A 13,165-nucleotide genomic window follows, 5' to 3' on the forward strand; every position below is an offset into this window, starting at 1 on the left:
GGGTACGGCGGCACGTGATGCCACAGGAATCGGGCGCCCTCGTTGTCAGCTTCCATCAGACCCTCGGACGCCCGAACAGCTTCCGAACACCTACCCGGTGAACAGCTGCGTCGCCTTCTGCACGAGTTCGTAGAGCCCGTAGGCGAGCGGTACGCCCACCCACACCCAGGCGAAGGCGATGAGCCCCCGCCGGTCGGGCGGGGAGCTACTGCTGTCGCTGGACATCCGCGGCCTCCTTCTCGGCCTGCGCCGGCACGGGGATGTGATGGCGGGGGTTGACGGGCCTGACGAGTTCATTGGCGACGAAGCCGACGACGAGCAGCCCGATCATGATGAACAGGGACGTCGTGTACAGGGACGAGCCGTCCTTGCCCGCCTCCTCCTGCCGGTCGGCGATCCAGTTCACGATCAGCGGTCCGAGGACGCCGGCCGTGGACCAGGCGGTGAGCAGCCGCCCGTGGATGGCACCGACCTGGTAGGTCCCGAAGAGGTCCTTCAGATAGGCCGGGATCGTCGCGAAGCCGCCGCCGTAGAAGGACAGGATCACCAGCGCGCACAGGATGAACAGCGGCTTGGAGGAGTCGCCTGCCAGCGCGATCAGGCCGTACATCAGCGCACCCACGCCCAGGTACAGCCGGTAGACGTTCTTGCGCCCGACCAGGTCGGAGGTCGACGACCAGCCGATCCGGCCCGCCATGTTGGCGGCGGACAGCAGGGCGACGAAGCCGGCCGCCGCCGACGCGGACACCGGTGTGGAGGTGTTCGCGAAGAAGTCCGTGATCATCGGCGCGGCCTTCTCCAGGATGCCGATGCCCGCGGTCACGTTCATGCAGAGCACGACCCACAGACACCAGAACTGCGGGGTGCGCACGGCGTTGCGGGCGGACACCTGAGGCCCCTCGAAGACACCGGGCGCGTCGCCGACCGGCTTCTCGGTGCGCGGCACCCGGACCAGCAGCACACCGAGCAGCATGAAGACGGCGTACGACAGCCCGTGCACCAGGAACGCCAGGGCGATCCCGGAGCTGTCGCTGCCGAACGACTCCAGCATCTGCGCCGACCAGGGCGAGGCGATGAGCGCGCCGCCGCCGAAGCCCATGATCGCGATGCCGGTGGCCATGCCGGGCCGGTCGGGGAACCACTTGATCAGCGTGGAGACCGGCGAGATGTAGCCGATGCCGAGGCCTATGCCGCCGACGAAGCCGTAGCCGAGGACGATCAGCCAGTACTGCTCGGTGGCCGCGCCGAGCGCGGAGAGCAGGAAGCCGGAGGAGAAGCAGACCAGGGCGACCGTCATGGCCCAGCGCGGACCGTTGCGCTCGACCAGGGTGCCGCCGAAGGCGGCGGACAGGCCGAGCATCACGATGCCGAGCTGGAACGGCAGCGCGCTCTGGGTGCCGCTGAGACCGAGTGCGGATTCGAGCGGTGGCTTGAACACGCTCCAGGCGTAGGCCTGGCCGATGGACAGATGAACCGAGAGAGCGGCGGGCGGAACCAGCCAGCGGCTCCATCCCGGGGGCGCGAGCGGTGGACTCATGATCCCGAACGGTAGGGACGGGCAAGTCCGTTGAGAAGTCGGTGCGTCGACCGTATGCGGTGAGCGGTATGCAGGGCGCGACGAACGGTCGAACACTGTCCGGAAAGCCTTGTCGAAGGCTGTGCGCGAACTCTTGCTGACCCCCTATCCATACTGTAGACAATATTCCGTCGACAGGATTCGGCCCCCTTACCGGCCGAACCGAGAACTTCCCAGCCACCTCCGCGGTACTCCCTCGACCGAACGGAGCGTTCCGAAGTGAAAGTTGCAGTCCTCGGCGCCGGTGCCATCGGCGCCTACGTCGGAGCCGCGCTGCACCGCGCGGGAGCCGACGTGCACCTGATCGCCCGTGGACCGCACCTCGCGGCCATGAGGCAGCACGGAGTGCGCGTGCTCAGTCCGCGCGGTGACTTCACCGCGCGCGCCCACGCCACCGACGACCCGGCCGAGATCGGTCCGGTCGACTTCGTCTTCCTGGGCCTGAAGGCCAACTCGTACGCGGCCTGCGGGCCGCTGATCGAACCACTGCTGCACGACACGACGGCCGTCGTGGCCGCCCAGAACGGCATCCCCTGGTGGTACTTCCACCGCCACGGCGGACCCCACGACGGCCACCGCGTCGAGAGCGTGGACCCGGACGGCACGGTCAGTGCGGTGCTCGCCCCCGAACGAGCCATCGGCTGCGTCGTCTACGCCGCGACCGAACTCGAAGGCCCGGGGGTCGTACGGCACCTGGAAGGCACCCGGTTCTCCATCGGCGAGCCCGACCGCAGTGTGTCCAAGCGCTGTCTGGACCTCAGCGAGGCCATGATCGCCGGCGGTCTGAAGTGCCCGGTCGAACCCGACCTGCGCAACGACATCTGGCTCAAGCTGCTCGGCAACATCTCCTTCAACCCGATCAGCGCGCTGGCCCGCGCCACCATGCGGCAGATGTGCCTGCACGGCGGCACCCGCAAGGTCATCGAGATCATGATGACCGAGACGCTCTCGGTCGCCGAGGCACTCGGCTGCGAGGTCGGCATCTCCATCGAACGCCGGCTCGCGGGCGCCGAGAAGGTCGGCGACCACCGCACCTCCACGCTCCAGGACCTGGAGCGCGGCAAGCCGCTCGAACTCGACGTACTCCTCGCGGCGGTCGTCGAGTTGGCGGAGATCACCGGCGTGGAGGTGCCCACCCTGCGCACCGTGCACGCCATCTCGGACCTGCTCGCGCTGAGGAGCGCCGCATGAGGAAACGGCAACCGAAGAACTACACCCGGCTGACCCACCCGCTCGTCCGCGACTCCCGCGACGAGCCGTTCCGGCCGGCGACCTGGGAGGAGGCACTCGACCGGGCGGCCGCCGGACTGGCCCGCAACCGGGGCGCCTTCGGCATGTTCTCCTGCGCCCGGGCCACCAACGAGATGAACTACGTGGCGCAGAAGTTCGCCCGCGTCGTCATGAGCACGAACAACGTCGACTCCTGCAACCGCACCTGTCACGCCCCCAGCGTCGCCGGCCTGTCGGCGGCCTTCGGGTCGGGCGGGGGCACCTCGTCGTACGAGGAGATCGAGCACACCGACGTCATCGTGATGTGGGGCTCCAACGCCCGCTTCGCGCACCCGATCTTCTTCCAGCACGTGCTGAAGGGCATCCGGAACGGCGCCCGGATGTACGCCGTCGACCCGCGCCGCACCTCCACCGCCGAGTGGGCGGAGAGCTGGATGGGGCTGAACGTCGGCACCGACATCCCGATGGCGCACGCGATCGGCCGCGAGATCATCCGCGCGGGCCTGGCGAACGAGGCGTTCATCGAGCGGGCGACCAGCGGCTTCGAGGACTACAAGGCCCTGGTCGAACCGTGGACGCTGTCGCTGGCCGAGAAGGTGACGGGCGTGCCGGCCGCCGCCATCAAGGAACTCGCGCACGCCTACGCCCGCGCCGAGCGCGCCCAGCTGTGCTGGACCCTCGGGATCACCGAGCACCACAACGGCACCGACAACGTCCGCGCGCTGATCAACCTGTCCCTGCTGACCGGGCATGTCGGCCGCTTCGGCAGCGGGCTCCAGCCGCTGCGCGGACAGAACAACGTGCAGGGCGGCGGCGACATGGGCGCGATCCCCAACCGGCTGCCCGGCTTCCAGGACATCCTCGACCCGGACACCCGCCTGAAGTTCGAGTCCGCCTGGGACACCGTCATCCAGCCCCACTACGGCCTGAACCTCACCGAGATGTTCGAGGCGATGGAGGACGGCGACCTCAAGGCCGTCTACTGCATCGGCGAGAACCCGGCGCAGTCGGAGGCGGACAGCGAGCAGGCCGTACGGCGCATGCGGCAGCTGGACTTCCTCGTCGTGCAGGACATCTTCCTGACGAAGACGGCCGAGCTCGCCGACGTCGTCCTGCCCGCGACCGCGGGCTGGGCCGAGACCGACGGCACCACCACCAACAGCGAGCGCCGGGTCCAGCGGGTGCGCCGGGCGGTCACCCCGCCCGGCGAGGCGCGCGAGGACATCGACATCATCTGCGAGCTGGCGGGACGGCTCGGCCACGAGTGGAAGTACGCGGACTCCGAGGCCGTCTGGAACGAGCTGCGCTCGGTCTCCCCGGACCACTACGGGATGACGTACCACCGCCTGGAGGAGCACCAGGGCATCCAGTGGCCGTGCCCGACCACCGACGGCCTCGAACCGAGTTATCTGCACGGCCGGTTGTGGGAGAGCGACCCGGCCGAGCGCGGCATGCCGGCGCCGTTCGGTCTCGTCCAGCACGATCCGCCGGTCGACCTGACCGACGAGGACTACCCGGTCCGGCTCACCACGGGGCGGCGGCTCGACTCCTACAACACCGGTGTGCAGAGCGGGAGTTTCGCCTCCCCGCTGCGGCGCGGCGAGTACGTCGAACTCAGCCCGGAGGACGCCGAGCGCTACGGGGTCGTCGTCGGCGAGGAGGTCCAGGTGACCTCGCGGCGCGGCTCGGTCGTCGCACCGGTGTGGGTCGACACGGCCCTGCGGCCCGGGCTCGCCTTCATGACCATGCACTTTCCCGACGAGGTGGACACCAACCAGCTGACGATCGAGGCGAACTGCCCGATCGCGGGCACGGCGGAGTTCAAGGCGTCGGCGATCCGGATCGAGAAGCTCCCCGTCGCGACCATCGTGAGGTGACATAAGTGGACCTGCACTTCGGTGACAGCAAACCGACGGACGACGAACGGGCGGCCGTCGACGCCCTGCTCGGGCCGCCCGAGTCGTCCTGGGAGGGCGCCGCCCGCGATGAGATGCGGGCCGCCGACCTCAGGTGGGCCAAGGGCGGGCGCGCGGCCCGGGACCGCCGCGACCTGCTGTTGCCGGGGCTGCACGCGATCAACGACCGGATCGGCTGGATCAGCGAGGGCGCCCTCGACTACCTGTGCCGGCGGCTGACGGTGCCGCCGTCGGAGGCGTACGGCGTCGCCACTTTCTACGCCATGTTCTCCGTCAAGCCGCGTCCCGCGACCGTGCTGCACGTGTGCACGGACCTCGCCTGCGCGGCGGCCGGCGCGAACGACCTGTGCGCCGGGATCGAGGCACGCCTCGGGCTCGGCAGTGGGGTGTCGGTCGAGCGCAGCCCGTGTCTGGGGCTGTGCGAACGGGCGCCGGCGGCGCTCGCGATCAAGGCCGGCGACCCGGTGCGTACGGCGGTGGCGGCGCCGGCGACCGTGCACGACGCCGTCCTCGCCGCGAGCGCCCCGGACTCCGCGCCCGAGGAGCCGGCGGCCGCGATGGCCGTACCGCAGGCGGGCAGCGACGAGCTGGTGCTGCTGAAGCGCGTGGGTGTCGTCGACCCCATGAGTCTCGACGACTACCGCGCCCACGGCGGCTACAGCGCACTGCGCCGGGCCTTCGAGCTCGGTCCCGCCGGAGTCATCCGCGAGGTCACCGACTCCGGCCTGGTCGGGCGTGGCGGCGCCGCCTTCCCCACCGGCCGCAAATGGCAGGCCACGGCGTCGCAGCCCGACCATCCGCACTACCTCGTCTGCAACGCCGACGAGTCGGAGCCGGGCACCTTCAAGGACCGCGTGCTCATGGAGGGCGACCCGTACGCGCTGGTCGAGGCCATGACGATCGCGGCGTACGCGACCGGCGCCCACAAGGGCTACCTCTATCTGCGCGGCGAGTACCCGCGCGCCCTCGCCCGTCTGGAACACGCCATCGCGCAGGCACGCGCGCGGGGCTTCCTCGGCGACGACGTCCTCGGTCAGGGCTACGCCTTCGACATCGAGATCCGGCGCGGCGCCGGGGCGTACATCTGCGGCGAGGAGACGGCCCTGTTCAACTCCATCGAGGGCTACCGGGGCGAGCCGCGCTCGAAGCCGCCGTTCCCGGTGGAGAAGGGCCTGTTCGGCAAGCCGACGGTGGAGAACAACGTCGAGACGCTGGTCAACGTCCTGCCGATCCTGACCATGGGAGCCCCGGCGTACGCGGCGATCGGGACCGGGCGGTCCACCGGGCCGAAGCTGTTCTGCGTGTCCGGGAGCGTCGCGCGGCCCGGGATCTACGAGCTGCCGTTCGGCGCGACGCTCGGCGAGCTGCTGGAGCTGGCCGGGGTCCGCGAGGGGCTGCGGGCGGTGCTGCTGGGCGGCGCCGCGGGCGGCTTCGTACGGCCGGACGAGATGGACATCCCGCTCACCTTCGAGGGCACGCGGGAGGCGGGCACGACGCTCGGTTCGGGTGTCGTCCTGGCCTTCGACGACACCGTGCCGCTGCCCCGGCTGCTGCTGCGCATCGCCGAGTTCTTCCGTGACGAGTCGTGCGGGCAGTGCGTGCCCTGCCGGGTCGGGACGGTCCGGCAGGAGGAGGCGCTGCACCGGATCGCCGAACGGACGGGCGCGGCTGCCGCCGATGACATCGCCCTGCTCAGGGAGGTCGGCCGCGCCATGCGGGACGCCTCCATCTGCGGTCTCGGACAGACCGCGTGGAACGCCGTGGAATCCGCCATCGACCGACTGGGGGCGTACGAATGACCGTGACACCGCTGGGGATTCCGCGCCGGCTGCTGGAGTTCACCATCGACGGGGAGCCGGTGCGCGCCCCCGAGGGTTCGACCGTCCTCGACGCCTGCCGGGCGGCCGGGAAGGACGTCCCGACGCTGTGCGAAGGGGACACGCTGCGGCCCAAGAACGCCTGCCGGGTCTGTGTCGTCGAGGTCGAGGGCTCGCGCACCCTCGTCCCGGCCTGCTCCCGCAAGGCGGAGCCCGGCATGGAGGTCAGGACCGACACGGAGCGCGCACGGCACAGCCGCAAGATCGTCCTGGAGCTCCTCGCCTCCTCGGTCGACCTGTCGACGACGCCGCGGGTCGCCGAGTGGCTCAAGGAGTACGAGGCCAAGCCGGACCGCTTCGGCCCGGACGCGGCCCGGCTGAACGAGGAACCGAAGGTCGACAACGATCTGTATGTGCGGGACTACGACAAGTGCATCCTCTGTTACAAGTGCGTGGACGCGTGCGGGGACCAGTGGCAGAACAGCTTCGCGATCTCGGTCGCGGGCCGCGGGTTCGACGCGCGCATCGCGGTGGAGCACGACGCCCCGCTCACCGATTCGGCGTGCGTGTACTGCGGGAACTGCATCGAGGTCTGCCCGACGGGCGCCCTGTCCTTCAAGTCGGAGTTCGACATGCGGGCGGCGGGTACCTGGGACGAGAGCAAGCAGTCCGAGACGACCACCGTGTGCGCCTACTGCGGTGTGGGCTGCAACCTCACGCTCCATGTGCAGGACAATGAGATCGTCAAGGTCACCTCACCGCACGACAACCCGGTGACCCACGGCAACCTCTGCATCAAGGGCCGCTTCGGCTACCAGCACGTACAGAACCGGGACTGAGAGAAACATGGGACGAGTCACGGAACGACGCAAGGTCATCCGGATCCGGGACGGGGCGGTCTCCAGCCGCCCGGACACGCTCGTGGCCGAGGAACCGCTGGAGATCCGCCTCAACGGCAAACCGCTCGCGATCACCATGCGCACCCCCGGCGACGACTTCGCGCTGGCGGCCGGTTTCCTGGTGAGCGAGGGCGTGCTGGCCGAGGGCCCGGACCTGGAGAACATCGTCTACTGCGCGGGCGCCACGGCGGACGGTTCGAACACGTACAACGTGGTGGACGTGCGGACCGCGCCGGGCGTGGTCATACCGGACATCACTCTCGAACGGAACGTGTACACGACGTCGTCCTGCGGGCTGTGCGGCAAGGCGTCCCTGGACGCCGTCCGTACGACGGCCCGCTGGCCGATCTCCGACACTCCCCCGGTCCGGGTCGATCCCGAACTGCTCGCGAGCCTCCCCGACCGGCTGCGCGCGGCCCAGCGGGTCTTCGACCGGACCGGGGGCCTGCACGCGGCGGCCCTGTTCACCGAGGACGGTGAGCTGCTGGACATACGGGAGGACGTGGGCCGCCACAACGCGGTCGACAAGCTGGTCGGCCGTGCCCTGCAGAACGACGACCTGCCGCTGTCCCGGACGATCCTGCTGGTCTCGGGGCGGGCCAGCTTCGAGCTGGCGCAGAAGGCGGTGATGGCGGGTATCCCGGTGCTCGCCGCGGTCTCGGCGCCGTCCTCGCTGGCCGTGGATCTGGCCGCGGAGACCGGGCTGACACTGGTGGGCTTTCTGCGGGGCAGCTCCATGAACGTGTACGCGGGCGAACACCGGCTCGCCCTGCGGACCGCGGCCGCCCAGGCCTGACCGGCTCCCCGCGACACGGCGGCGGGGCCCCGAACCGGCGGGGAGCGCCCCCTGCGCCGTAGCCGGGGCCCCGCTGTTCTCATGACCGGGCCGGCGGCTCAGCCGCTCGTGAAGGACACGTCCGCGGCCCGTACCACCGAGCCCGGCCTCCGGAAGTCCAGCCGTACCGACGCCTCGTGCTCTGGTGGCGATGTGGAAGCCGCCGATCGTCCGCTTCACGATCTCGATGCCACCCTCCTGCCGCCAACTCCTGCGAGACGGCGAGGGCTTCGGTCCTCTTCCGGGGCTCCAGGGGCAGGGCGACGATGCGGTCCCATCAGGTCGACCAGCACGAGGGCGGTCTGTACGGGCCGGCGCACGATCGGTGCGGTCATGACGGAACGTCAACCGCCGTCAGCTCTGAGTACGGGAAATCCGCGTCAACACCGTCGCGGCGCTCCCGCGTGGCGGGCGGCTTGTGTCATACAGTTCGGACAATGGGACGATTCGGGCATATGACCTGGAGGCTGCTTGAAGAGGGGGCCGTCAAGCCCGTCGCGCCTGAGTCGCGAGTCAACCGGGGGACAGCGGTACTCCATCCGTGACATGACACGTGCACGGTTCTTGTGATGAATGCGATAGCCCAACTAACGTCTGTGATGCGCACTTTGGACGTGGGATGTCCGAATGTTCAGATGCCTGGACGCATGACCAGACGATGAAGGGCGGGCCGCACCATGCCGTCAAGAGTTCGCGCACGTCTCAGAGCTGCCCTCGTCGCGGCCGTCGCCACCACCGCGACGGCCGCGACATTAGGTCCTGCGGAGGCCCAACCGGCCAGGACGGCCCCGTTGTTCGAGCAGCAGGTGCTGTTCAAGGCGTCCCAGGACCCCGGGTACGCCTGCTTCCGCATTCCCGCGATCGTGAAGACCAAGGACGGCACGCTGCTGGCGTTCGCCGAGGGCCGGGTGCTCAACTGCGGGGACTCCGCCGACATCGACATCGTGCTCAAGCGCTCCACCGACGGCGGGCGCACCTGGGGCCCGCTCCAGGTCGTCAACGAGGGCAACGGCGACACCCACGGCAACCCCGCGCCGATCGTGGACCACGAGACCGGGCGCATCCTGCTGGCCGAGACGTACAACACGGGCCGTACGGACAGCGGCAGTTGCTCGGTCCCCTGTGATCGCACGCCCCATCTCCAGTACAGCGACGACGACGGCCGGACCTGGTCGCAGCCACGCGACCTGAGCCCCCAGATACTGCCCGCGGACTGGAACTCCTGGTACGCCACCGGCCCCGTGCACGGCATCCAGCTCACCAAGGGCAAGCACGCCGGCCGGCTCGTCTTCGGCGTCAACACCGAGACCTGGGACGGCAGTCGGGTCAGCGCCAACCACGCCGCGCTCATCGTCAGCGACGACGGCGGCGACAACTGGCGGGTCGGCGCCACCGACTCCTGGCCCATCTCCGCCGCCGACGGCACCTTCCGGCAGAAGCCGTCCGAGGTGACGCTCACCGAGCGCTCCGACGGCAGGATCCTCATCAGCGGCCGGGAGCAGGACGGCACCGACCTCGGGCACCGCTCGCAGACGTACAGCAGCGACGGCGGCGACAGCTTCACCGGGCCCTTCCGCGACCAGCCGGACCTGTACACGCCCCAGGTCCAGGGCGCCACACTGCGGTTGGGCAACCGGATACTGCTGTCCGCGCCCGGCGACCCGGACCGCCGGCGGACCATGATGATCCGCAGCTCCTACGACAGCGGCGAGACCTGGGAGAGCGTGGACCGCGGCAAGGTCGTCACCACGGACTGGTCCGGGTACTCCGACATGGCCGAGATCGACGCGTCCACGGTGGGCCTGATGTACGAGGGCGGCGCCGTCGACGCACGGGACGAGATCCGTTTCGCCCGGTTCGACGAGGACTGGCTCGGCCCCCGGCGCGGCCCCGACCCGACCACCCCCGACCTCGCCATCGGCGCACCCCGCGCGACCGTCCTGGGCGGCCCCGCGAAGACCGACGGCGTCTTCGGCGGCGCCCTGGAGTTCGACGGCCGCGACGACGCCGTACGCCTGCCCTACCGCACCCAACTGCCGCTCGGCAGCGGCGAGTTCACGGTGTCGCTGTTCTTCCGCTACTCCGCGACCAGCGGTGAGCAGCCGTTCCTGTGGATGGGCGGGATCGGCAGCACCCAGCCCCAGGTCTGGATGCGCGGCGAGCCCGCCAACGACCGGGTGCGTGCCCTGATCACCACGCGGGAGGGGTACGGGACCGTGCACACCTCGTCGGTGTGGGCGGGCGGTGCCGCCAACGACGGCGAGTGGCACCATCTGGCCCTGCGGCGCGGCGACGGCCGGCTGACGCTGTTCGTCGACGGCAGGGCGGTCAGCACCACGGACGTGCCCGGTTCGGTCAGCCGGAACTCGCCGTTCGGTGTGCACGTCGGCCAGCGCATGGACAGCCGGGCCTTCCTCACCGGCACCCTCGACGACGTGCGCGTGTGGAACCGGGCGCTCGGCGACGCGGAGCTCACCGCGGCGTCGGCGACACGGTCCGACACCCGCAAGAAGGTGAACACCCGCGACACCGTTCTGTGGCTGCCCATGGACCAAGTGGGCTGAGGCCACTAACGTCCCGGGCGTGCCCGACGACGCACGTGCACGGCAGCGCACGGGAACCGGCCTCGGACTCCTGCTGGCCCTGGTTCTCGCGGCCGTGCTGCTCACCGCCCTCCCGGACGACGGCGATCGGGAGGGCGGTGGCGCGTGCGCACCGCACTCGGTGGCGTCCTGGTCGGCGCACCAGGACCTGACCGCCGAGTTCGCCCGCTACGGCGACGACCCGTCCCGCACCGACGACTGGACCGGCGGCGACGGCACGCACTCGGTGCGGCTGCCGGACGGCCGGGTGCTGTGGCTGTTCTCGGACACCTACCTGGGGCAGGTGCACGCGCCGCCCAACCCGTTCGGCGAGTCCTTCACCTGGCGGGAGGCGTCCGCTCCCCTGGTGCGCAACTCGGCGGTCGTCATGCGCGACGGCCGTCTTCAGCGCACGCTCCCCGCGCCGCTGTTCCCCGATCCCGCCCCGAACCAGTGGCGCTGGCCGGTCGCGGCCCGCGTCGAGCCCCGCTCCCCCGGCTCGTCGGAGCAGGTGCTGCGGGTGCTGCTGTGGGTGCGCACGGCCGGGCAGTCACCGTGGATCTTCGGCGTGCCGACCGCGACCGAGGTGGCCACGCTCTCGCTGCCCGAGCTGCGGGTCGAGTCGGTCGTGAAGGTCCTCGACCAGCAGCTGGTGCCGGATCCCTCGCGGCGGGTGCTGTTCGGCACGACCCTCCTCGAGGAGGACGGCTGGACGTACGTCTTCGGCGGCGACGACGGTCAGGCGGCCTCCCGTCCGGTCTCGCGCGCCTATGCCGCGCGGGTACCGAAGGGGCGGCTCGGCGAGCCGGGGGCCTGGCGGTACTGGGACGGCTCCGCGTGGTCGAAGGCGAAGCCGCGGTTCCGGCCGGTACTGGGGGACGGCCGGGGCACCGGCGTCGGGAGCGCGTTCTCGGTGGCGCGGGTGGACGGGACGTACGTGCTGTTCACGATGGCCGCCGGCACCGACGGGCTGACGAGCGTGACGTCGTACTGGTCCTGCTCCCCCGTCGGCCCGTGGCACGGGCCGACGAAGGACTTCAGTCCGGCGCTGCCGCCGGGCGGCCAGGTCGCCGCCTACAACCCGCAGGTGCACCCGGAACTGAGCGGCGGCGGGCGCCTGGTGCTGAGTTACGACGTCAACTGGCTGGACCCCGGCGGCGCGGCGGCGCAGCTCAGCCGGAACGTGTCCCTGTACCGACCGCGGTTCGTGACGCTGCGGGCGGCGCCGACACGGTGATCGTCTCCTGGACGTCGCGGGCGCGGCGCTTGGCGATGACCGCGCACACCATCAGCTGCATCTGGTGGAAGAGCATCAGCGGCAGCACGGCCAGCGAGGCGTGCGCGCCGAACAGGACGCTCGCCATGGGCAGCCCGGCGGCCAGTGACTTCTTCGAACCGGCGAACTGGATCGCGATGCGGTCCGCACGGTCGAAGCGCAGGGCCTTGGCGCCGTACCAGGTCAGGGCGAGCATCACGGCCAGCAGCACCGCCTCGACGGCGAGCAGGCCGCCGAGCCGCAGCGGGCTGACCTGGTGCCAGATGCCCTGGACCATGCCCTCGCTGAACGCGGTGTAGACGACCAGCAGGATCGAGCCGCGGTCGACGAGCCCGAGGGCCTTCTTGTGCCGGGTGACGAAGCTCCCGATCCAGCGGCGCAGCAGCTGCCCGGCGGCGAACGGCACCAGCAGCTGCAGCACGATCTCGACCAGCGAGTCGGCCGAGAAGCCGGCGCCGCTGCCGAGCACGGCGGCCGCGAGCAGCGGCGTGACGACGATGCCGACCAGCGAGGAGAAGGAGCCGGCGCAGATCGCCGCGGGCACGTTGCCGCGGGCCATCGAGGTGAAGGCGATCGACGACTGGATGGTCGACGGGACGAGGGTGAGGAAGAGCAGGCCCTGGTAGAGGGGCTCGTTCAGCAGCACCGGGACGAAGCCGCGGGCGGCCAGGCCGAGCAGCGGGAAGACGAGGAAGGTGCAGGCCAGGACGGTGACATGGAGCCGCCAGTGCTTCAGCCCGTCCAGCGCCTCACGGGTGGACAGCCGGGCGCCGTAGAGGAAGAAGAGGAAGGCGATCGCGGCCGTGGAGGCACCGGATGCCGCATCGGAGGCCGCCCCGCGCGCCGGGAACAGGGCCGCGAGGCCCACGGTCCCGAGCAGCAGCAGGATGTACGGGTCGATCGGCATCCGACGCGGCCATTGCAGGCGTTTCACTGTGCTCCACTACTTCGCTGTCGCTTCGCTGAACTTCCGGTTGCGGGCACGGACGTGCCCTCCCCATCGTCCTCCGGCGGTCAGCGATCGGGAATCCGGC

General features: G+C 70.7%; 10 protein-coding genes and 1 pseudogene. 7 read left to right on the top strand and 4 right to left on the bottom strand.

The genetic code is table 11. The annotated features are described in order from the left end of the window. Positions 1–90: 90 nt before the first annotated feature. The gene (locus CP983_RS44940; protein WP_255345596.1) at positions 91–225 is read right to left on the bottom strand and encodes an MFS transporter small subunit; all 135 of its coding nucleotides are present in this window, start codon (positions 223–225) and stop codon (positions 91–93) included. Beyond that, positions 206–1,537: an OFA family MFS transporter gene (locus tag CP983_RS07675; protein WP_107908073.1), complete on the bottom strand. Its 1,332-nt coding sequence runs from the start codon at positions 1,535–1,537 to the stop codon at positions 206–208. Before CP983_RS07675 ends, CP983_RS44940 begins: the two co-directional genes overlap by 20 nt. 258 nt (positions 1,538–1,795) lie before the next feature. On the opposite strand from CP983_RS07675, the gene CP983_RS07680 reads away from it, so the two are divergent. From CP983_RS07680 to fdhD, 5 genes are read left to right on the top strand one after another with little or no spacing between them, the layout of a single operon-like run. Further along, entirely contained in the window at positions 1,796–2,767 is a 972-nt protein-coding gene (locus CP983_RS07680) for a 2-dehydropantoate 2-reductase (protein WP_107908072.1), read from the top strand. Further along, positions 2,764–4,683, top strand: a complete 1,920-nt coding sequence (locus CP983_RS07685; protein ID WP_150499053.1) for a molybdopterin oxidoreductase family protein — start codon at positions 2,764–2,766, stop codon at positions 4,681–4,683. Before CP983_RS07680 ends, CP983_RS07685 begins: the two co-directional genes overlap by 4 nt. Positions 4,684–4,688: 5 nt before the next feature. Then, a complete protein-coding gene (locus tag CP983_RS07690; RefSeq protein ID WP_150499054.1) occupies positions 4,689–6,521 on the top strand; it encodes an NAD(P)H-dependent oxidoreductase subunit E in 1,833 nt (610 codons plus the stop codon). Then, positions 6,518–7,378, top strand: a complete 861-nt coding sequence (locus CP983_RS07695; protein WP_030950548.1) for a 2Fe-2S iron-sulfur cluster-binding protein — start codon at positions 6,518–6,520, stop codon at positions 7,376–7,378. The genes CP983_RS07690 and CP983_RS07695 overlap by 4 nt, the downstream gene beginning before the upstream one ends. A 7-nt stretch (positions 7,379–7,385) precedes the next feature. After that, entirely contained in the window at positions 7,386–8,234 is an 849-nt protein-coding gene (gene fdhD, locus CP983_RS07700) for a formate dehydrogenase accessory sulfurtransferase FdhD (protein ID WP_150499055.1), read from the top strand. Positions 8,235–8,472: 238 nt separating this feature from the next. Here fdhD and CP983_RS45180 read toward each other — a convergent pair. Continuing rightward, a pseudogene (locus tag CP983_RS45180) lies at positions 8,473–8,608 on the bottom strand (isochorismatase family protein); the annotation flags it as partial. Between the two features lie 342 nt (positions 8,609–8,950). Between CP983_RS45180 and CP983_RS07710 the strand changes: the two are divergent. Next, complete coding sequence (locus CP983_RS07710) at positions 8,951–10,837, top strand: sialidase family protein (protein ID WP_150499056.1); 1,887 nt, start codon at positions 8,951–8,953, stop codon at positions 10,835–10,837. Between the two features lie 19 nt (positions 10,838–10,856). Then, a complete protein-coding gene (locus tag CP983_RS07715) occupies positions 10,857–12,092 on the top strand; it encodes a DUF4185 domain-containing protein (protein ID WP_150499057.1) in 1,236 nt (411 codons plus the stop codon). On the opposite strand, the gene CP983_RS07720 is transcribed toward CP983_RS07715, so the two are convergent. Further along, positions 12,028–13,038 carry a bile acid:sodium symporter family protein gene (locus CP983_RS07720; RefSeq protein ID WP_167537671.1) on the bottom strand — a complete coding sequence of 337 codons (1,011 nt, stop codon included), beginning with the start codon at positions 13,036–13,038 and terminating at the stop codon, positions 12,028–12,030. The two genes, CP983_RS07715 and CP983_RS07720, sit on opposite strands and share 65 nt — an antisense overlap. Positions 13,039–13,165 lie beyond the last annotated feature (127 nt).

The organism is Streptomyces chartreusis, assembly GCF_008704715.1.
GTDB lineage: Bacteria > Actinomycetota > Actinomycetes > Streptomycetales > Streptomycetaceae > Streptomyces > Streptomyces chartreusis.